This window comes from Parageobacillus galactosidasius (genome assembly GCF_002217735.1).
In the GTDB taxonomy this organism is placed as follows: Bacteria; Bacillota; Bacilli; order Bacillales; family Anoxybacillaceae; genus Parageobacillus_B; species Parageobacillus_B toebii.
On sequence record NZ_NDYL01000002.1, the window covers coordinates 808,461 to 828,282 of the forward strand.

Genomic DNA, 19,822 nt, shown 5'->3' on the forward strand with positions numbered 1-19,822 from the left:
ATGCAAAAAAAACAAAAAACCAAGCGTATTATGCTTGGCTTTTTGCTGAAGGGATCCTATCGTAATCATGTAATCCTTTCGCTTGTTTTACTTTTCGAAGAGCAGACCACCATAATAACAGCATGAACGGAACCATGTAATAACTCCATTTTTCCTGTGTCAACAAAATGAAATCATACGTCCCGTGCAATAGAAATGGCAGAAAAAAAGAAAGAAATAAGTAGCGCCGCTTTTTTATAGTAAATTTTGCTTTTCCAAAATAAAACCCCATAATGACTGCGAATAAAGCATGGCTTGAGACAGGTAAAAACGCTCTTGTTACGGCAAATTCTACACCGTTTGCCAATAAATACAAAATATTTTCCATCGTCGCAAAACCGAGCGATACACTTGCGCTGTATACGATGCCATCGTACGGCTCATCAAACTCGTGGTGGTCATAAATAAAAAAATAGACAATAAACCACTTCACAAACTCTTCCAATAATCCCGACAAAAAAAAGGCGCGAGCTATCTTAGAGGCTGCGATTCCTTCCACATGAAACACATATTGAATAAACATAATGGGAAACACAAGAAGCGCCCCAATAACAAATGTTCTCAACACAATGGATAGCGGTTCGGTTTCATATTCATCTTTTAAATAAAAATAACTAAGCAGCGCAACACCTGGGGCAATGCCAGACGAAATTAACGTTAACATACAAATCCCCGTTTCCATCCGTTTTCTTTATGGTAACATGAGAATGTGGCATTTGAAAATGACCTTCCGATATTTCATCATAGCAGAACTTTCTCGAAGGAGGAAGAACAGCGAAAAAGTTCCTGATTATTCACACAGGCGGTACTATTTCGATGAAGGAAGATGATAACCTAATTTCATCTGTCAAAGTAGCCGGAAGAGAAGAAGCGCGCGGAAAAGGGGTGTTGGGGCCGTACTCAATGACGAAATCCACACAGCTAAAAACGTGACAAAAACTCATACGTGTGATTTATCAAATATATTTAACCCGTGGTGCTAGATAAAATCAGACAAGCACAAAACTAGAGATTCGATAATAATTTTATGAATAAATTAAAAGTTCGATTTTATAGAGAATATTTGAGTATAAAGTGTATATATTATGATGCGGCTCACCTCATCCAGATATTCCCTATTTAAAGAGGACAGTGTGTTAACTACACTGTCCTTGTGCCCATTTATATACTGAATTTCCCTTCTAAATTATCTTCATTAGCTGCAAGCAATACGGCTAATTTTATTCTTGCCTTTTTACTGTCTAAATCTTTCCCTAAAATAACTCCATTTTTAACAAGATCATAAGCGCTGCCTAAATAATCATAAGTCGTATATACTTCCCCTTCTTCTGCACTTGTTGTAATTACAACTTTTATTTCTTTCGATACAGCTTCTTTTATTGCGCCCATCATTTTTGGTGATACTTGTCCTCTGCCTACCCCTTCTAAAACAATTCCTTTTACATTAGCGTTTATGGCTGCTTTTATAAATTTATCGTCAGCGTCCAAATAGCATTTGATTATATCTACTTCAGGTATTTCATTTTTTATTTTGTATGTTTCCCTTCTAATTGGCTTTTGATATATGTATACTTTATCATTATCGATAATCCCTAAATACCCATATCCAAAAACATCAAAGCCTTGTAAATTAGAAGCATGTACTTTTTTCACATGTCTGGCCACAAATATGCGTTCATTAAATACTACAACCGTTCCTACACCTCTTAAATCGTCATTACAAGCCGTATAAACCGCATGGCGAATATTTGTATAAGCATCACTTCCCTGTTGTTCTGGAGAGCGTTGTGAGCCTGTTAAAACGATTTGGCGATCATCTGAAATCGTTAAATCTAAAAAATATGCGGTTTCTTCGAGTGTGTCTGTTCCATGTGTAACAACTATGCCATCAATTGTTTTATCTTGATAAATTTCTTCGATTTTGTTTTTTAAGGTTAATAAATGCTCAAATGTAATATGCATGCTGGGCAGTTGAAATAAAGAATGTATTTCAATTTTAATATCATCAGGTAAATTGCAAATTTGTGCTAATTCTTCTCCCGTCATTTCCCCTGAAACATATTTGCCTTCTTCTGTCTTTTTGCTTGCTATTGTTCCACCTGTAGTAATTAGTGCCACTTTTTTCATTAATGTCACCTCTTTAGAAACATAATAGCATAAATGAATTACAACACAAAATAATGGTTGTCGATAAATAAAAAAATATACTGTCTAAACGATCCGCAGAAACTGCAAGAAATGTTTATGGAATGATAAAAAAGAGGCTGAAAAAAACCAGCCTCCTTCTGTTATTGCCCTTTCTCCTTTTCCCGTTTTGCGATACAAGCAGCGATTTGCTCACCGTGAAAGCGCCCGTTTTCAATAAAAATTTCATTGGCATCATTTCCTGCCGCAATGACACCTGCGATAAAAATTCCGCGTACATTCGTTTCCATTGTTTCTGGATCATAAAGCGGCCGGCCCGTTTCTGGATCGACCCCGACTCCCATCTTTTTCAAAAATTCATGATCAGGATGATATCCTGTCATCGCAAATACAAAATCGTTTTTAATTTTTTTGATTTCGCCCCCTACTTCGTAAATGACGGCATCCTCCGTAATCTCTTTTACATGAGCGTTAAACTCCATTTTAATAATTCCCTTGCGGACGAGAGAATCAAATTCCGGCAAAATCCAAGGTTTGATGCTTGGAGAGTATCCGCTTCCCCGGTACAATACCGTGACACGTGCTCCCGCCTTGACAAGTTCCAGCGCTGCGTCCACGCTAGAATTTTTTCCGCCAATGACAACACAATCGGTGTTGTAATACGGGTGCGCTTCTTTAAAATAATGCGTTACTTTCGGTAAATCTTCTCCCGGTATGTTCATATAATTTGGATTGTCGTAATATCCGGTAGCAATAATAACGTATTGGGCGCGATATTGTTCTTTTGTCGTTTGGACAAGAAATGTTCCATCTTCTTGTTTTTCTACTTGCTCCACTTTTTCAAACGTTTGTACACGCACTTGTTTTCTCGTAACTACTTCGCGATAATAAGCGAGTGCTTGATTTCGCTTTGGCTTCCGATTTTCCGTAATAAACGGAACCCCGCCAATTTCAAGACGCTCACTCGTACTAAAAAACGTTTGATGAATCGGAAAATGATAAATGGAATTAACGATATTTCCTTTCTCTATTACTAACGGACGATAACCGACATCTTGCAAAGCGATCGCCGCAGCAAGCCCACAAGGACCACCGCCAACAATAATGATTTTTTCTTCTTTCATCCGGTTCACTCCTTAAACATCCAAAAATCCCCTATCATATGATAGGGGATTTTTGGCATGTTGTAAATATGTTTTGCATGCTCTTTATACCCATCCGCGGAAACGGCACGCTTCCGCCATTTTTCGAACGCCGACCATATAAGCAGCCAATCGCATATCTACGCGGCGGGTTTGCGCCATTTCATATACGTTGTTAAACGCTTTTACCATCACTTTTTCTAATCGTTCTTGGACTTCTTCTTCTGTCCAATAATATCCTTGGTTATTTTGCACCCATTCAAAATAGGATACCGTTACACCGCCGGCACTAGCTAATACGTCTGGAACAAGCAAAATGCCGCGTTCCGTTAAAATTTCCGTCGCCTCTAGCGTCGTTGGACCGTTTGCCGCCTCCACGACAATGCTTGCTTTAATATTTGGCGCATTTTCTTTCGTAATTTGATTTTCAATTGCGGCTGGAACTAAAATATCGCAATCAAGCTCTAACAATTCTTTGTTCGTAATTGTATTTTTAAACAATTTCGTTACCGTACCAAAGCTGTCGCGGCGCTCAAGCAAATAATCGATATCTAAACCGTTCGGATCGTAAAGAGCTCCATATACGTCGGAAATGCCAATGACTTTCGCACCGGCATCATACATAAATTTTGCTAAATAGCTTCCCGCGTTTCCAAAACCTTGAACGACCACGCGTGCTCCTTTCAAGTCGATACCGCGTTTTTTCGCCGCTTCGCGAATACAAATCGTAACCCCTTTTGCCGTCGCGGTTTCGCGCCCGTGCGACCCGCCTAGCACTAAAGGTTTTCCTGTAATAAATCCAGGAGAGTTAAATTCGTCGATGCGGCTATATTCGTCCATCATCCATGCCATAATTTGCGAGTTCGTAAAGACATCTGGTGCAGGAATGTCTTTTGTCGGACCAACGATTTGGCTAATCGCGCGAACATAACCACGGCTTAATCGTTCTAATTCACGGAATGACATCGTACGCGGATCACATACAATTCCGCCTTTTCCACCGCCATACGGCAAATCGACAATGCCACATTTTAGGCTCATCCAAATAGATAGCGCTTTCACTTCACGCTCTGTTACGTTTGGATGGAAACGAACGCCCCCCTTAGTTGGACCAACGGCATCATTATGCTGGGCACGGTAGCCGGTAAAAATTTTTACAGTACCGTCATCCATGCGCACAGGAATTCTCACTGTCAGCATGCGAATCGGCTCTTTGAGCAACTCATATACTTCTTCTGGATACCCTAATTTTTCCAATGCTCTATGTATAACAGTTTGTGTTGCTGTTAATACATCATATTTTTCCGCTTTTTCTTCCAGATTTTCTTCGTTGGTATGCTTGTCGGCTACCATACGTAAACCTCCTATAAATTCGCTATAATATTTGATATTGTCACCTTTCATGTCATAGTATACACTTTCTTTTTATTTATGCAAAGGAAAAAAAATAAAATGCCAAGCGATTTACGGCTATTTACAACCATTTACATCGCTTTTATGTCAATAAGCTGTCTTTTCCTTAGTATATATTTATTTTCCTTGTCATCTAACATATGGAAAAAATAAAAAGCCAGACCCCTTGTCCATACGACGGGGTCTGATAAAGCATTAACGCACTGGAAAATAACGAACAAGTTGTTCAATGGCTCGATGTTCAATTAGCTTCTTACCATATTCTTGCACACGATGTATCGTTATCGTTGAAGGGCTGGCAAATTCCGCTAATAAAGCAACAAAGTTATCGATTGGGATCGGCGGTTCCTCAGCGACATGCAAGTAAAAACGATTTTGGTAGGAGTAGAGGGTTCCGTCTAGACAACCGATCGAGTAAAGACGATGAGCGAGCTGAATGACATCTTCAAACGTCTGAAATTCATAAAATATGTCATCGCTCTCATCGAGCGTTACTTGCATTTCAATATAATCGTCAGCAAATTCTTCCTCCATGTCGTCATATTCGCCCTCACTTGTTACGATAACAACCATTCCCTGTGCTGGTAAAGAGTATACTTCCACTGCGATCGACCCGTTTACTTCAAAGCCGAGCTCCTCGCTTGCCTCCTCAATCATATCGCGAAACAATTGATGAACTTTAAACGTATCTTTCCATAAATCCTCTTTCGTTAAACCGCGATCCATCAAATCATCAAACGTAAGGAAAATTTTGATTTTATTGTGGGTTAAGCGTTCAAGACGCATCAACACCCCTCCTTACCTACACAGCCATCTCTTATGTTTATTGTATGAAATAATTCATAAATGGTTCGTTTGTTATTATTAATGAGTTTACATCGTTTATAGTCATTTAGACAAGCATTTTTTCTTTATCTTCTTTCCGTGAACAAATGGTGATCAAATTCGTTTCCGCAGGGGCTCCAAAGCGAAGCGGAACGGCTGTCGTCCCGTACCCGTTGCTGACATAAACGGCTGTTCCGTTCACATTTTTTAAACCGCCTTTTTCATAGAGCCCAAACGAAAAGAAACGAATTTGCCCTCCATGCGTATGACCGCTGATCACAAGCGAAATACGATGTTCGGGACGAAGACGCCCGACGATTTTCGGATTATGCGAAGCAAGGATGCGAAATGCATCCTCATCCACCCCTTGAAGCGCTTGGTCCAATCTTGCGCGCCGTTTGCTCATATCCTCCACTCCAATGAGAGCAAGCTTCTCCCCATTCGGGGATTGCAACATAACAGCGCTATTTTCCAATATATGCACTCCTTCCTCCACTAAAAGCGAGTGCAAATCATATTCCGTTTCATAATCATTATTCCCCCAAATAAAATAAACCGGTCCAATCATTTTTAAACGGCGAATATTTTCCTTGACACGCGCGACGGGCACCCCTTTTTCCGTAAGGTCCCCGCCAACTAAAACAATATCCGCTTTTCCTTTTATCTCCTCCACAATTCTTTTTGCCAATACCCGCCGATGAAGATCAGAAATAAAAAAAATGGAAAACGCCCGAAAACTACTTGGAAACTGAGGAAAGGTCAATTCAATGTGAACAACGCGGTTTCGATGCGCTTCCCACCACATATAAGCCAATATACAAAAAAAAGCAAAAAAAATGATCCAAATCAATATAACTCCCCCTATAAGTTTCGATTATATTGACGAGAACGATCCAAATCCACCGATATCATACCATAAATCAAAGAGAAAATAAAAAATAAAGCAGCGAGCCTCGTTTCCCATTGAAATAGCCAATAAAAGCTTCCCATCCCCCCGCAGCAAATAAACCATTCCTTCCAACGCACCTGCTTTCGCTGCAAGCATAAAATCACTCCTTCAATGACGGTGCGGATCACTACTGCATTGGCTAAAAAACCAATAAAAAAACAAATCATTGCTAAAAACGTCCGCAAAGGATTAAAAATAAGTTCAGTGATAAAATAGGCAAAATCAAACGGAGTCACTGGCGGCATCCAATGAATCATAAAATACCCGCATAAAAATCCGACAGCAATATATAACAGATAAAACACAACCTGTTTCCTCCCTTTTTTCTTACATGTATTCACCGAAAAAAGAAGTCATGAACAAAACGCAATGGTCATAAATATAGACTGAAGTTCTGCCCAAAAAGGAGGTTTCTTATGTTCACAACACGAAAGCAATACGAACCTTATGTAAGCCCATTTGACCCTTGCCCGCCAATTCGCGTCAAAACCTATGTCACCGCTCCAAATCAATATGTCGGATTTCAGCCGCCAAACTTGCCGCAATTCCCATTGCATGAAGCGTTAAAAAAAGGAACCCTTTGGAAAATTTTTTATGATCCATATTATGGTCCTTATGAAATGAAAACTAAAGGTGATTACCAATGAAACAGTTGCCAAAAGAATACTATGAACTTTTAGAACAGCTCCAAGCGGTTGATTTTGCCCTCGTCGACTTAACGTTATACCTCGACACCCATCCTACTGACTACCAAGCCATCCAGCAATTTAACCAGCTTGCGCAAAAACGGAAACAACTGAAAAAACAGTTTGAATCCTGTTATGGTCCACTTCAGCAATATGGAAACAGCTATTCCAATTATCCGTGGAATTGGAATGATTCTCCTTGGCCTTGGCAAGTATAGCAAAAACAACTCGCTGTAAAGGGAGGAAATGACGATGTGGATTTATGAAAAAAAATTGCAATATCCTGTTCGTGTCAGCACATGCAACCCAAAATTGGCGAAATATTTAATTGAACAGTATGGAGGTGCGGATGGAGAACTCGCCGCTGCGCTTCGTTATTTAAATCAACGCTACTCCATCCCTGATAAAGTAGTCGGTTTGCTCACAGATATTGGAACCGAAGAATTAGCTCATTTGGAAATGATTGCGACAATGGTATACAAATTAACAAAAGACGCCACCCTAGAACAGCTGAAAGAAGCAGGTCTTGACGCACACTATGTCGATCATGACCGCGCTTTATTTTATCATAATGCCGCTGGAGTTCCATTTACGGCGACATACATTCAAGCGAAAGGAGACCCAATTGCCGATTTATATGAAGATATCGCTGCCGAAGAAAAAGCGCGGGCAACCTATCAATGGATTATTAATATGAGCGATGATCCAGATTTAAACGATGGGCTTCGCTTTTTACGTGAACGTGAAATCATTCATGCCCAGCGTTTTCGCGAAGCAGTCGAAATTTTAAAAGAAGAGCGTGACCGCAAGAAAATTTTTTAATCGAAAGGTAGCTGAATGGAGTACCATTCAGCTATTTTCAAAATACAAATTAATGTCGTACTCCTTTTTCATGATCTCAAACAATTTATGGCGCTCTTTCCATTGCTGCTCTTCTTTCCATAAATCGGCGCTTTTTTGAATGATTTCACAGCGAAGCGAATGAAATTCTTCTTCTGCTTTATCGCACTTTTTTTTGTAATATAAAATGGCCCAATACAATGTAAACAACAATAATAATATATACAAATGCACTGTTTTTTCTAAAAACATCTTAATAAACGCAGTCAATGTACCGCTGGGAAAAATCAGATAAAATAAAACATATACGAAAAATACCGCAAATCCACCTAAAGTGACAATCTGCAAAGACAGGACCCGTTTCTTCAAACGTTCCCATTTTTGCTTCTTTTCAATCACTCCAAGCAGCATTTGTTTTGTTACTTCATCAATATGAAGCTGTTCGAAAAATACTTTGCTCACGGCCGGATCCCCTCGTTTTTTCACTGACCTCTATTATAAACGTATGTACGAGCCCATTTAGGTAGAACAAAAAAGTGATGGTACGCCTCCTTACTTTTCAGCGTCCATCACTGGAATTTGCAGCACTTGTCCTTTATGAAGCTGTGCGCTCTTTAAATGATTCCATTTTTTTATCATTTCCATTCCTTTATCACTTTGATAATATTTCATCGCAATGCTGTACAATGTTTCATTTTCTTGGACTGTATGTGTAATAATCTTTTGCTTTTTTTGCTTATCCGAAGCTTTATTTTCTTTTTGTGCGTCTGATTCAGGCCGATCTTTTTTTTGCGAGCTTGGCTCGCTTGATGGCGGCGCCGCCTTTTCCTCAGCAGGAGCAATGTCAATTTGTTCGTAGCTGCCCGTCTCACTGCGTGTTACAACAGTCACTGTTTTTGAATCATCATTTGCATAATAAATGCTTAACATCGAAATCGGAAGTAAAATAAAAAATAGTGCTAACAAGCGAATAAGCGGATATTTTAACTTCCATTTCACCCGTTTTTTTGATTTCTTTTGTCTATGCACCTCTCTGCGCGATGGAAGTGATAATACATCTTCTTGCTGCACCATTTCGTCTCTTTGTTCCACTAATTCGCGCAATGATTCTGCTTGATCATGATTCACACATTATCACTCCCGTCTCCCTCTTTCATGTTGCGGACATAATGACGGACATAATGAAGACGAATATCGATCGCCAAGATAAAGTCAATAAGAAAATGAGCAAAAATGGTGACCCAAAGACTGTTTGTCCGTTGGTAAATATATCCAAGAAAAAAGCTTAACAATACGACCATCCCAAATAAAAACCACTTTTCTAAATAGCGCACGTGCAACAAAGCGAACACGATGCTGGCAATAAACAAGCCAAAATGCGTCTGGATCACTCCACGAAACAATAGTTCTTCACTAAAAGCGATCAATAAACATAAAAAAAAGATATGCGGAATCGACCGTTTTTGGAAAATTTTTTCGTTAATTCCTCCATCATCATACCAATGTTCCGGCAAATAACGCATCAATAAAAAATCGATGGCCAATACAATCATTGCACTTCCGCCGCCATACTTTAACACCGTGGCAACATCAAAATGCCAAATTTTTCGGAATGTCGAAAGATCAAAAAGAAAAAATCCGATGATTGCTGATACGACAATTAACAATAACTGAGTAAAATATAAATGAATGAGTACTTCACGATCGTCCATCATGCGGATTTGTTCACTTTGCCGCCTCATTCTAGACACGCCTCGCTTTAAAAGAAAATTCGCTTTAATTCCGCTTTCCAGCCATGGAAATGCAGATCTTTATCCTCTTTCTCCATGCGCAAGTAGCTCTCGAGCGGAAATCCGCATCGGTCGCAGCATAAATCTGGCTTTCTCTCCAATGACTGTTGAAACGCCTGAACGATCGCCTCACGCCGGCATGAACGATGCAACACCCAACTCATCATTTCCCGCAGCTTTTTTCGCTTCCATTGCCTGCGCGTCTCGATATACTTCATCATTGTCTGATATAAACAGGCAACATCCCGTTCCGTAAGCAACCGCTTGGAAGAAATGATTCCTTCCGCTTCGAAAAAATACGTTAAAATCCGTTTTTGCACATCTGTTAACGAGCATGCATTCATTTGCTGTTCTAAACGATCCGGAGTTACACCATATAATAAGCTTTCGCATAATTGTTTTACTTGCACATCGTCCGGCAATTCCGTTTCCATAAGAGATTGTACCATGCTCTCGTCACCATTGGTATATAGTAAAATGGCAATGCTCTTTTTTCCATCGCGGCCGGCTCTGCCGATTTCCTGTAAATAAGCCTCTATCTGACCAGGCATGTGAAAATGAATGACAAAACGAATATTTTCTTTATTTACTCCCATGCCAAATGCATTCGTACAGCATACAATTTCCAATTGGTCACGTAAAAATTGTTGCTGAACAAGCATTCGCTGTTCGGAATCCATTCCTCCATGATAATAGGCGACTCGCTCAATTCCTTCCTCTTGCAGCTTCTGCGCCATCGTTTCCGCCCATTGCCTGCTTGAAAAATAAATTAACCCAGGTCCTTCTAGCATTTTTACATAATCAAGCAGCCTGTTTACTTTCTCATGGATAAAGTCCGTTTTCTCCACTTTGATGGCGATATTAGGCCGGTCAACAGAATGAATATGCCGACGAAGAGGCTGGAGCTGCAAAATATGTACAATATCATCCATCACTTCAGGCGGTGCGGTGGCTGTTAACGCCAGACAAGTTGGAGAGCCAAGACGCTTACGAATTTCTCCCAACTTTAAAAAATCAGGACGGAAATCGTAACCCCACTGGGAAATGCAATGTGCTTCATCAACTACAAATAAGGAAATACGGATATTCATTAAGGCGCGAAGCAATCGTTCCGACTGCAGCATCTCCGGGGAAACATAAATAAACCGAAATTCATGAAGCCGCTCAAGTGCTTTGATCTTTACTTCTGTTTCTAAAAAACTATTAAATGCGATGACTCTCTTTTCTCCACGTTGGCGAAGCTGCTGCACTTGGTCCTCCATCAGCGAAACGAGCGGCGAAATAATTAACACGCTGCCTTGCAATACATATGCGGGAAGCTGATAACAAAGTGATTTTCCCCCACCAGTCGGCAACATTGCTAATACATCATATCCGCGCAAAATGTCTTCAATAATTTCCCGTTGTCCTTTTCGAAAAGAGGAGTAGCCGAATTTTTCTTGAAGCAACTGTTCTAATGTCACCACATTTCTCCTTCCTTTGCTAATACGAGGCGAATTTCAAAGTAGCTGACATCGTCATCGATAGCGTCACGAATCACCTTTAATTTCCGCGTCCGTAATTTTCGTACCGTTTCAATAATTTTTGCCGCTCTTTTCTCATTGATGAACGGTTGAATAGAAAAATGAGGAATATTCGCCGCAATTTCCACCACATGGTCTTCAATGGTGCTTCTTTTTAAACGGCGCAGCTTAGCGATCTCTTCGATCGATTTTCCACGCAATAGCCATTCATACGTTTTTTGTGTCGAAAACGTTAATGGTATCGGCAGCGATAAATCATGCATCAATTCATATAAAACGGATGAACGTTTTGATTCCGCTCTAGCCATCATATAATGCAATACATTTTGGAATTGAAACCGAACGTATACTGGATCTTTTTGCAAATAGGAAGCGATTTGCTCATTTGTCCAGCCAATTCGCTCAAAACTCGTTAAGCGCAATGTAAACACCGTCGCCTCTTCTTCCGAAACGGAAGAAAGAATGTCATATATTTCTTTATAAAGCGTTTGCGCTAATTCATGCACTGTCCTTTTTTGCGATAATAAGTAATTCTTTACCCAAATCAATGTTTCCTCATGGCGATGAATCGGTTCAAAACGGGTTCGATGGAGCACGTTCGATAACGTTTGAACAAGCAAGGACAACCGATACCAAAACGTTTTTTCTGTGGCGTGATACCGCCATCCGTTTATATGAACCGGAAAAAACACTTGATGCAACTGTTCGTCTAACTGCTTTTTTCCAGCTTCCGTCAGTATATAAGAACGGTTTTGTACAGGGGAAATCAAGCCGTTTTCGAACAACTGTTGCGCTGCTGCCTCGACATCGTTTAACGTAACTTCTTTCCACACTCCGAAAAATGGTTCTAACTGAAACCATTTACTATCTTGTAACGTTTGTGACGACTTTTTTCCGGTAAATAGATGATATATCGCGGATAAAGACCGCTCCCCGCTGAAACGGTGCAAACAAAATAAAACAAGAAACGAAGCATACCCACCTTTCATTCGCGCCGCTCCTTTATTGAAACACTTTGATATACATCCATTGTAGCAGAAATACTCTCTTCGTTTCTCACACAAAGTTTTTCTCATCTAGAAAAAATGCATAATGGGAAATGTATGTTTAAAAATATCGGTGTAATATTTTTTGTATTGAAAAGTTGTGGAAACAGTCTTATTATAAGAAGTGAAAGCTCATTTCCGAGTATACAACACGGAGATGACAGTCCGTTTGAAATAGAATTTGAGGAGGTTTTTATTTATGCCAAAATATACGATTGTTGATAAGGAAACATGTATTGCATGTGGTGCGTGCGGTGCCGCAGCTCCGGATATTTATGACTACGATGAAGATGGCATTGCATACGTAACACTAGATGACAACCAAGGCATCGTGGAAGTGCCAGAAATTCTTATCGATGACATGATGGATGCATTCGAAGGCTGCCCAACGGAATCGATTAAGGTTGCAGACGAACCGTTTGATGGCGATCCAAATAAATTTGATTAATAAAAATACACCCTCTTGTATGCAAAATGCAAGAGGGTTTTTTATGGAAATGATCTGAATGAAGCCTCTATTGCCGTCCACTTAAGCAATAACGGATCGATTACCCGCTCCTGCACAAAAACAAGATCATCCAATCATGTTTTGCTGAAATCCACCGTCATATTTTAATGAGATTTTGTCGACTGTTGAAAAATTTGTTGATCGAAAGAACGAAACATTGAGTTATATTTACATAGTTGCTATACTTCTACCATCTATTCTATAATAGAAACACATACATACATACAAAGGGAGGAAAATGTTGTGGCATTTGAAAATAAAGTTGTCGAAGCATTTATCGAAATTCCGACAGGAAGCCAAAACAAGTACGAATTTGACAAAGAACGGGGCATTTTCAAACTAGACCGCGTCTTATACTCTCCAATGTTTTATCCGGCAGAATATGGATATTTGCAAAACACGCTCGCTTTAGACGGCGACCCGCTTGACATTTTAGTCATCACCACAAATCCAACGTTCCCTGGCTGTGTGATCGACACACGTGTCATCGGTTATTTAAATATGATTGACAGCGGTGAAGAGGATGCGAAATTAATCGGTGTTCCTGTCGAAGATCCGCGTTTCGATGAAGTACGCAGCATCGAAGATCTTCCGCAGCATAAATTAAAAGAAATCGCCCATTTCTTCGAACGCTATAAAGACTTGGAAGGGAAACGGACGGAAATCGGCTCGTGGGAAGGTCCAGAAGCTGCCGCTAAACTAATTGATGAATGCATCGCTCGCTACAACGAACAAAAAAATAAATAACAGAAAAGACGCCCAAGTGAACGGTTGACGACTTGGGCGTTTCTTATTCAGGAAAATCCGAACATTTCATAATAAAAACGTTTACATTGGTATGACTTCTTATCATATCATTGACAGATGGTAATTTATTATGTTAAATTATCAGAAATTTAAAATCCTTGAAAAAAGAAAGGAGCTCACCACCGTGTTTCGCATTTTAGTTTCCGACGCAATTAGCGAAGAAGGATTAGCCCCACTACGAAAATCCGAACAAATTGAAATCGTACAAAAAAAGGTAACAGAAGTAGAAGAACAACTTCATGAATTTGACGCCTTGCTTGTTCGCAGCGCTACGAAAGTGACAGAAGAACTCCTTTCCAAAATGCCAAATTTAAAAATCATCGGGCGCGCTGGTGTGGGAGTTGACAATATTGATGTAGAAGCAGCAACGAAGCGCGGGATTGTCGTTATTAATGCTCCAAACGGAAATACGATTTCTGCTGCTGAACACACATTTGCTATGATGGCTGCGCTTGTGCGCCATATTCCGCAAGCACATGTTTCTGTGAAATCCCGGGAGTGGAATCGTTCCGCGTTCGTTGGAACAGAGTTGCAAGGAAAACATTTAGGAATTATCGGATTTGGCCGCATCGGATCCGAAGTAGCCAAACGCGCGCGCGCATTCGGCATGACGGTTCACGTATATGATCCATTTTTAACAAAAGAGCGGGCGGAAAAACTTGGTGTATCGATCCATACACTTGATGAAGTGCTTGCTTGCTCTGATATTATTACCGTACACACTCCATTAACTAAAGAAACAAAAGGGCTTCTTGGCGAAAAAAATTTGGCCAAAACGAAAAAGGGCGTATACCTTATCAACTGTGCCCGCGGCGGTATTATTGACGAACAAGCATTAATTCCATTTCTTCAAAGCGGCCATGTTGCAGGGGTAGCTCTCGACGTATTCGAACAAGAACCGCCAGGCGATCATCCGCTTTTTGCTTTTGATAATGTGATTGTCACCCCTCACCTTGGCGCTTCGACTATAGAGGCGCAGCTCAATGTTGCTACACAAGTTGCCGAGGAAATATTACACTTTTTAGAAGGAAAACCAGTTACATCATCTATTAATCTACCAACATTGTCTAAAGACGTATATGAAAAAATTCAAGCATTCTACAATTTAGCGAAAAAAATGGGCACGATCGCATCACAATATATGAATATTCCTGTCCAAGAACTATCCGTAACCTATGCGGGAACGGTTGCCGATTTAGAAACGACATATATCACTCGCAGCTTGCTCGCTGGGTTTTTACGGCCGCGCGTCGCTTCGACGGTTAACGAAGTGAATGCCGCCATGATCGCAAAAGAACGCGGCATTACGTATGGAGAAAAATTTTCCGATGAAACACATGGTTACGCAAACTGCATTTCCCTTACCGTACACGGGGAAAACAGAACGTTTACGATTAAAGGCTCGCACATTCCAAACTATGGCGACCGCATCGTTCACTTCGATGGATTTACGATTGATTTTGCACCAGATGGACATCTTCTTTACATCCAACATCAAGACCGACCAGGAATGATCGGAAAGGTCGGAAACGTCCTCGGCGAACATCAAGTAAATATCGCTACAATGCAAGTCGGACGCGAGCAGGCAGGTGGAAAGGCAATTATGATGCTTTCGTTAGATAAACCGATTGATGACGCTTTACTTCAGAAATTAGCTGAAATTGAAGATATTGAAACGGTAAAAAGATTAGAAGTTTCATAAGCAAAAAAGGAATGGGAATTTCCCATTCCTTTTTCCATTGCTGTTCTCTTATCCAAGCGGCACCGCTTTACGCTCCCCTTTTTGAAACGTCATCAGCTCCGTATAGCCAACGCTTTTCGCCAGCGCAATCGCCTTGTCGTAATCCGCCCCCACGTGCTCTGGAACGTGCGCATCAGAAGAAAGCACAATCGGAATTCCCTTATCATAGCACATTTGCAACAGCCGCTTATCCGGATATAGCTCGCCAACCGGTTTGCGGAGTCCAGCAGTGCTGATTTCCACACATGTTTTGGAATTCGCAAGCGCTGTCGTGGCACGATCATATTGCTCTAATAAAAATTCTTCATCCTCCGGAACATATTTAAATATTTTGACCAGATCTATATGACCGATAATATCAAATAAGTTCGACTCGGCTAAAGTAACGACTTGGTCAAAATATTTGCGATATGTATCGTACAAATCCCGGCGTTCCCATTCCTTTCGATATTCCGCTAAGTCAATGCCGAAATCATCGATCCAGTGAATGGAACCGATGACATAATCAAACTCATATGATCGAATAAACGCCGCCATCTCTTCATGTTTTCCTGGCGTATAATCCATTTCGATAGACATTTTTACATCAATTCCGGCATCCCACGCCTCATGGAAAAGACGGACATAATCTGCCATATCATAATAGCGACGTTCGTCTACCCATGGATTCGATAAAATATTTTTCGTTTGATAAAAATGATAGGCATGTTCGGATATACCGAAATGTTGAATTCCTTTCCGCGCCGCTTCATCGGTAAATTGCCGCAAATAGTCCAATGTCAGCGTTCCGCGTTCTAGATGGTTATGGTAGTCTGTTAACATTCACAAATCGCCTCCCACTATGTTTCTATCATTATATCGTATGAAAATGCGAGAGGACAACGATTTTCACGAATTTTCGAAACGTTAACCAGTTAACCCTACCATAAATAATAACCGAATGCAAACGGCCATTCCCGCCACTACAAGCAATCGTCTCACCACATCACCCATCGTCGCTCATCCCTCCTTGTTATTTTTACACCATATAGTATTATGTCAAAAAAAAACAAATAGAACTTCATTCACATTAAAAAATACTGCCCTCCCTTATCTTGTATGCAAAGTCGCCATCATCGGATTTGGGCCAACGGGTACATCAATCTTCTTGCCAAATATATATGGACCGATCTGTTTTACATTCCCCCCCATAAACGTCACCGAGCGAAAACCAAACTCCTTAGCGGTAAGTAAAATTGCTTCCACCATCCAGCATAACGATGGCGATACATCAAGCTTTGAATCCTCAGTAAATTGAACAACGACGTGATCCTGTTGCACATCTACTTTCTCAATTTGCACTCCCCGCGGAATCGTTGATCGCAGTGATGCACTAGCATCTTTTTGCATTTGTCTTAACGCTTTGAGAAATGTTGGGAAATGTTGGGGGGACGGAACGAGATATACAGGATGCGACGAACTGAGCTGATATAAATAATACGCCCGCTTCTTTTTTGGAATTTCCATCGATTCTATATATCCTTTATGACTTAGTTTCATCCCTTCTTTATTTCCCGTAAAAAAGCGAATTTTCTTGCCACCCATCCATCGAATGGTTTCTTCAATACTGGATAAAAACAGCGACTCACTCACTCTTCCTTCCAAAAAAATCGGATGTTGTTTCGAAACATAAACAAGCCAAACTCGTTTGCTTTCACGAGAAGGCACCATCGTTACCCCATTAAGCAAATGTTTCGAGACTCCCCATTTTTGTTCATCAATTTGTGTTTTGGCCGTTTCTAGCTGCCGTTTTACCGACTCATGCTTTGGGACTGGCACGCTAATCGGAATCACGATTTGAGACTGCTGGTCGGGAAGCCCTAGTACAGCAACATCTTGATCATTCAAAGCTTCTTTTGTAACAATGTGCGATGGAAACTCGCTGTATTGGTTTACTGACAAAAGCGGTTGACTCATATTGGAACGCTGATCAGCTTGCAACGTAATGACAGATTTATCCGATTTTTCTTCTGTCTGTTTGGTAAACGGGAGGCTGTGCACACTAATGACAACAACGATTATGACTGCAACGATCGAAGCAAACGATGGAAGAAACCACGCTTTCAAACGTGCTGTTTTTCTTGCTTTCATCAATTGTCGGTACACTTCTTCTTTCGAACGATGATCTTTGATCATCGGCATTTGTTGCAACGTATATTGGAGGCATTCGTCATTCCACCGAAATTTTTTCATGTTGTTTTCCTCCTTTCGCCGCTTCTTCCTCCATATACTTTTTTAATACTTTTAATGCCCGGTGTTGCGTTGTTTTTACTTTGCTTTCCGTCCATCCTAACGTTTCTGCTGTTTCTGCGATCGATAGTGACTGAATAAAGCGGAGTACAATGACAAGTTGCTGATCAATGGTACAACGCTCTAAACAACGGTACATCCGTTGAATTTCTTCTTTTTGAATCGCAATTTCCTCCGGGAGTGGCTGCATATCACAAAGCTGATCATCGTTCCAATCGAATTTTTCTGACACTCTCCGCCGCCAGCTTTTTTGTTTGCGAAAAAAATCGATTGCCACATGGCGAGCAATCGATAGCAGCCACGTTTTTTCACTGCTTTCCCCCTTAAATCGCTTATACGAACGCAATACTTTTATGTATACTTCTTGAACGAGATCTTCTGCCTGTTCTCGATTTCGTACCATATAAAATAAAAAATTAAAAATGTCATCATGATACTTTTCGTACAACTCCTCAAAAACGGAGTCCATCCTTTCTCCTCCCATTCTACTACATCTGTCGATAGAACAATCGTTTCGTTACAACTATCATAAAGTTTCTTCGCAAAAAAAGGAAGAATATTTACGGAATATTCTTCCCTTTCATCTCTACTAATCTATAAGCGCAATTCGATCGAAAAAAATAAATCTTTTACCATCTTCTTTATTTCTTCTTCCATATGAGGATCATAGCTTATTAATACAGAAGTAGCCGGACCGGATGAAGCAAAAAGCGGCAACGAGCAGGAACAAGAGAAAGAGGAAAGACCGTTGTCCTGAAGCAACTGTTGCAATTCATAATAAATTCCTTTTGAACCAACCGGAACAATTTCATAAACATACGTTTGTCTCAATAGTGCTTGAAATAACGAAAGAGAAAGCATACGTTCCTTACGCTTCAATACTTCATCTCCAACAAGCGGCTCGCCGATTACCGCAAATTTTGCATCTTTTGGTGTTATTCCGACCCGTTTTCGCTCTGTTTGTACCGTACCGACAACCGTTATTCCAACAGCGGACTGCAACGTTGGAAAATTCGTTTCACTGCTCCCGATGACCGGAATGTCTATATGCAATTCTTGACACGTCCTGCGGATGCCATTGCAAAGTGTTTCCCACGCTTCATCATGCACAAAATTTTGCAGTACCACGGCATGCGGCTTCGCTCCAACGCTCAATACTTCCATGAATGCAACGCGCGCAGCAAAATACGAAACAACATCATATGGAGCGTGTACAACATCCTTCTCTTTCTCTCCAATTGCTGCCGAACCATCCGCCGCAACCACTAACTCTATGCCATCATAAAAAGGTATAAACAATACATCACGCACGTGGCATCTTCTCCGATTCCATGATTGTCCATCTCCAAAGCACCGGAATAACGAGTGAGGAAGCGATGATGTTTGCAAGTGTTGCAATAGCCAAAGAAGGAATAATCGCCAAAACAAACGCTTTACCCATCACCGATAAACTAATCAACACAATTGTCGCGGCAAATTGTTTCCGGCTTCCTATCATTTTTTCCCCTCCTTATCCCGAAACACGATCGCGCTCCGTTCATATTCGACGTCTTTTACTCCCAAACGCGCGTTAATGACGCGGGCGACAGCAAAAAAGTAATCAGATAAACGATTCACGTATTGCAATACAATTTCATTAATCGGCTCCTCTTTGCTTAATGACACGATGCACCGTTCCGCTCTTCTTGTTACCGTGCGGGCGACATGAAGCGCCGCCGCAGCTTTAGAGCCGCCAGGCAAAATAAATTTTTCAAGCGGCGGAGCTTCTTTCACATATTCATCGATGCGCGTTTCCAAAAATGTCACCATATCTGCCGTTACTTTGTACGGAATCTTCCCATTCACAATGGCCAAGTCGCCGCCGCAATCAAATAATTCATGTTGAATTTTTTGCAATTCAGCGTAAATGTCTTGAAATTTCTCATCATTTAACAGCGTCATCGCCTGCCCGACAAATGAATTTACTTCATCTAGCGTCCCGTACGCCTCCACACGCAGATGATCTTTATCGACACGTCCGCCGATTAAACTCGTTTTTCCTTTGTCACCTGTTCTCGTATATAGTCTCATATCGTTTCT

General features: G+C 40.7%; 24 protein-coding genes. 6 read left to right on the forward strand and 18 right to left on the reverse strand.

What is annotated here, in order from left to right:
• Positions 1-28: 28 nt before the first annotated feature.
• From prsW to B9L23_RS13585, 7 genes are all read right to left on the reverse strand, one after another.
• Complete coding sequence (gene prsW, locus B9L23_RS13555; protein WP_062752753.1) at positions 29-703, reverse strand: glutamic-type intramembrane protease PrsW; 675 nt, start codon at positions 701-703, stop codon at positions 29-31.
• A 497-nt stretch (positions 704-1,200) separates the two neighbouring features.
• Positions 1,201-2,166, reverse strand: a complete 966-nt coding sequence (locus B9L23_RS13560; protein ID WP_062752755.1) for an asparaginase — start codon at positions 2,164-2,166, stop codon at positions 1,201-1,203.
• 161 nt (positions 2,167-2,327) lie between these two features.
• Complete coding sequence (locus B9L23_RS13565; RefSeq protein ID WP_089097859.1) at positions 2,328-3,308, reverse strand: YpdA family putative bacillithiol disulfide reductase; 981 nt, start codon at positions 3,306-3,308, stop codon at positions 2,328-2,330.
• A gap of 84 nt (positions 3,309-3,392) precedes the next feature.
• Positions 3,393-4,679, reverse strand: coding sequence for a Glu/Leu/Phe/Val family dehydrogenase (locus B9L23_RS13570; RefSeq protein ID WP_015864314.1), 1,287 nt, complete (start codon positions 4,677-4,679; stop codon positions 3,393-3,395).
• 255 nt (positions 4,680-4,934) lie between these two features.
• Positions 4,935-5,525: a genetic competence negative regulator gene (locus tag B9L23_RS13575; protein WP_015864315.1), complete on the reverse strand. Its 591-nt coding sequence runs from the start codon at positions 5,523-5,525 to the stop codon at positions 4,935-4,937.
• Between the two features lie 106 nt (positions 5,526-5,631).
• A complete protein-coding gene (locus B9L23_RS13580) occupies positions 5,632-6,417 on the reverse strand; it encodes a metallophosphoesterase (RefSeq protein ID WP_089097860.1) in 786 nt (261 codons plus the stop codon).
• Positions 6,418-6,425: 8 nt separating this feature from the next.
• A complete protein-coding gene (locus B9L23_RS13585) occupies positions 6,426-6,818 on the reverse strand; it encodes a hypothetical protein (protein ID WP_235603552.1) in 393 nt (130 codons plus the stop codon).
• Positions 6,819-6,929: 111 nt separating this feature from the next.
• On the opposite strand from B9L23_RS13585, the gene B9L23_RS13590 reads away from it, so the two are divergent.
• From B9L23_RS13590 to B9L23_RS13600, 3 genes are read left to right on the forward strand one after another with little or no spacing between them, the layout of a single operon-like run.
• A complete protein-coding gene (locus B9L23_RS13590; protein ID WP_015864318.1) occupies positions 6,930-7,160 on the forward strand; it encodes a spore coat associated protein CotJA in 231 nt (76 codons plus the stop codon).
• Positions 7,157-7,417 carry a spore coat protein CotJB gene (locus B9L23_RS13595; protein ID WP_015864319.1) on the forward strand — a complete coding sequence of 87 codons (261 nt, stop codon included), beginning with the start codon at positions 7,157-7,159 and terminating at the stop codon, positions 7,415-7,417. The genes B9L23_RS13590 and B9L23_RS13595 overlap by 4 nt, the downstream gene beginning before the upstream one ends.
• A 34-nt stretch (positions 7,418-7,451) precedes the next feature.
• Positions 7,452-8,021 carry a manganese catalase family protein gene (locus tag B9L23_RS13600; RefSeq protein WP_015864320.1) on the forward strand — a complete coding sequence of 190 codons (570 nt, stop codon included), beginning with the start codon at positions 7,452-7,454 and terminating at the stop codon, positions 8,019-8,021.
• A gap of 27 nt (positions 8,022-8,048) precedes the next feature.
• Here B9L23_RS13600 and B9L23_RS13605 read toward each other — a convergent pair whose 3' ends face one another.
• The 5 genes from B9L23_RS13605 to B9L23_RS13625 all read right to left on the reverse strand — a co-directional run bounded on the left by B9L23_RS13605 (position 8,049) and on the right by B9L23_RS13625 (position 12,341).
• Entirely contained in the window at positions 8,049-8,501 is a 453-nt protein-coding gene (locus B9L23_RS13605; RefSeq protein WP_081189594.1) for a YpbF family protein, read from the reverse strand.
• A gap of 90 nt (positions 8,502-8,591) precedes the next feature.
• Positions 8,592-9,167, reverse strand: a complete 576-nt coding sequence (locus B9L23_RS13610) for a LysM peptidoglycan-binding domain-containing protein (protein WP_015864322.1) — start codon at positions 9,165-9,167, stop codon at positions 8,592-8,594.
• Complete coding sequence (locus tag B9L23_RS13615; RefSeq protein WP_089097861.1) at positions 9,164-9,781, reverse strand: CPBP family intramembrane glutamic endopeptidase; 618 nt, start codon at positions 9,779-9,781, stop codon at positions 9,164-9,166. The genes B9L23_RS13610 and B9L23_RS13615 overlap by 4 nt, the downstream gene beginning before the upstream one ends.
• Positions 9,782-9,798: 17 nt before the next feature.
• On the reverse strand, positions 9,799-11,295 hold the full coding sequence (locus B9L23_RS13620; protein ID WP_089097862.1) for a RecQ family ATP-dependent DNA helicase: 1,497 nt from the start codon (positions 11,293-11,295) through the stop codon (positions 9,799-9,801).
• A complete protein-coding gene (locus B9L23_RS13625) occupies positions 11,289-12,341 on the reverse strand; it encodes a YpbB family protein (RefSeq protein ID WP_089097863.1) in 1,053 nt (350 codons plus the stop codon). Before B9L23_RS13625 ends, B9L23_RS13620 begins: the two co-directional genes overlap by 7 nt.
• A 256-nt stretch (positions 12,342-12,597) precedes the next feature.
• Between B9L23_RS13625 and B9L23_RS13630 the strand changes: the two genes are divergently transcribed.
• The 3 genes from B9L23_RS13630 (at position 12,598) to serA (ending at position 15,415) form a co-directional block, all read left to right on the forward strand.
• Positions 12,598-12,846, forward strand: a complete 249-nt coding sequence (locus B9L23_RS13630) for a ferredoxin (protein ID WP_011231729.1) — start codon at positions 12,598-12,600, stop codon at positions 12,844-12,846.
• A 303-nt stretch (positions 12,847-13,149) separates the two neighbouring features.
• Complete coding sequence (locus B9L23_RS13635; RefSeq protein ID WP_015864326.1) at positions 13,150-13,653, forward strand: inorganic diphosphatase; 504 nt, start codon at positions 13,150-13,152, stop codon at positions 13,651-13,653.
• Positions 13,654-13,837: 184 nt separating this feature from the next.
• Positions 13,838-15,415, forward strand: a complete 1,578-nt coding sequence (serA, locus tag B9L23_RS13640) for a phosphoglycerate dehydrogenase (protein WP_015864327.1) — start codon at positions 13,838-13,840, stop codon at positions 15,413-15,415.
• 48 nt (positions 15,416-15,463) lie between these two features.
• On the opposite strand, the gene B9L23_RS13645 is transcribed toward serA, so the two are convergent.
• From B9L23_RS13645 to B9L23_RS13670, 6 genes are all read right to left on the reverse strand, one after another.
• On the reverse strand, positions 15,464-16,276 hold the full coding sequence (locus B9L23_RS13645; RefSeq protein ID WP_015864328.1) for a histidinol-phosphatase: 813 nt from the start codon (positions 16,274-16,276) through the stop codon (positions 15,464-15,466).
• A gap of 267 nt (positions 16,277-16,543) precedes the next feature.
• Positions 16,544-17,686, reverse strand: coding sequence for a GerMN domain-containing protein (locus tag B9L23_RS13650; protein ID WP_089097864.1), 1,143 nt, complete (start codon positions 17,684-17,686; stop codon positions 16,544-16,546).
• Positions 17,664-18,212 carry an RNA polymerase sigma factor SigX gene (gene sigX, locus B9L23_RS13655; protein WP_081188252.1) on the reverse strand — a complete coding sequence of 183 codons (549 nt, stop codon included), beginning with the start codon at positions 18,210-18,212 and terminating at the stop codon, positions 17,664-17,666. Before sigX ends, B9L23_RS13650 begins: the two co-directional genes overlap by 23 nt.
• A gap of 125 nt (positions 18,213-18,337) precedes the next feature.
• Complete coding sequence (locus B9L23_RS13660) at positions 18,338-19,054, reverse strand: AIR synthase related protein (protein WP_089097865.1); 717 nt, start codon at positions 19,052-19,054, stop codon at positions 18,338-18,340.
• Entirely contained in the window at positions 19,047-19,241 is a 195-nt protein-coding gene (locus tag B9L23_RS13665) for a hypothetical protein (RefSeq protein ID WP_089097866.1), read from the reverse strand. The genes B9L23_RS13660 and B9L23_RS13665 overlap by 8 nt, the downstream gene beginning before the upstream one ends.
• Positions 19,238-19,813: a cob(I)yrinic acid a,c-diamide adenosyltransferase gene (locus B9L23_RS13670; RefSeq protein ID WP_081188246.1), complete on the reverse strand. Its 576-nt coding sequence runs from the start codon at positions 19,811-19,813 to the stop codon at positions 19,238-19,240. The genes B9L23_RS13665 and B9L23_RS13670 overlap by 4 nt, the downstream gene beginning before the upstream one ends.
• Positions 19,814-19,822: the final 9 nt, after the last annotated feature.

Coding starts and splice junctions, on each gene's coding strand:
- prsW (WP_062752753.1), bottom strand. CDS start 703: ATGTTAACGTTAATTTCGTCTGGCATTGCCCCAGGTGTTGCGCTGCTT.
- B9L23_RS13560 (WP_062752755.1), bottom strand. CDS start 2,166: ATGAAAAAAGTGGCACTAATTACTACAGGTGGAACAATAGCAAGCAAA.
- B9L23_RS13565 (WP_089097859.1), bottom strand. CDS start 3,308: ATGAAAGAAGAAAAAATCATTATTGTTGGCGGTGGTCCTTGTGGGCTT.
- B9L23_RS13570 (WP_015864314.1), bottom strand. CDS start 4,679: ATGGTAGCCGACAAGCATACCAACGAAGAAAATCTGGAAGAAAAAGCG.
- B9L23_RS13575 (WP_015864315.1), bottom strand. CDS start 5,525: ATGCGTCTTGAACGCTTAACCCACAATAAAATCAAAATTTTCCTTACG.
- B9L23_RS13590 (WP_015864318.1), top strand. CDS start 6,930: ATGTTCACAACACGAAAGCAATACGAACCTTATGTAAGCCCATTTGAC.
- B9L23_RS13595 (WP_015864319.1), top strand. CDS start 7,157: ATGAAACAGTTGCCAAAAGAATACTATGAACTTTTAGAACAGCTCCAA.
- B9L23_RS13600 (WP_015864320.1), top strand. CDS start 7,452: ATGTGGATTTATGAAAAAAAATTGCAATATCCTGTTCGTGTCAGCACA.
- B9L23_RS13615 (WP_089097861.1), bottom strand. CDS start 9,781: ATGAGGCGGCAAAGTGAACAAATCCGCATGATGGACGATCGTGAAGTA.
- B9L23_RS13625 (WP_089097863.1), bottom strand. CDS start 12,341: ATGAAAGGTGGGTATGCTTCGTTTCTTGTTTTATTTTGTTTGCACCGT.
- B9L23_RS13630 (WP_011231729.1), top strand. CDS start 12,598: ATGCCAAAATATACGATTGTTGATAAGGAAACATGTATTGCATGTGGT.
- B9L23_RS13645 (WP_015864328.1), bottom strand. CDS start 16,276: ATGTTAACAGACTACCATAACCATCTAGAACGCGGAACGCTGACATTG.
- B9L23_RS13650 (WP_089097864.1), bottom strand. CDS start 17,686: ATGAAAAAATTTCGGTGGAATGACGAATGCCTCCAATATACGTTGCAA.
- sigX (WP_081188252.1), bottom strand. CDS start 18,212: ATGGACTCCGTTTTTGAGGAGTTGTACGAAAAGTATCATGATGACATT.
- B9L23_RS13665 (WP_089097866.1), bottom strand. CDS start 19,241: ATGATAGGAAGCCGGAAACAATTTGCCGCGACAATTGTGTTGATTAGT.
- B9L23_RS13670 (WP_081188246.1), bottom strand. CDS start 19,813: ATGAGACTATATACGAGAACAGGTGACAAAGGAAAAACGAGTTTAATC.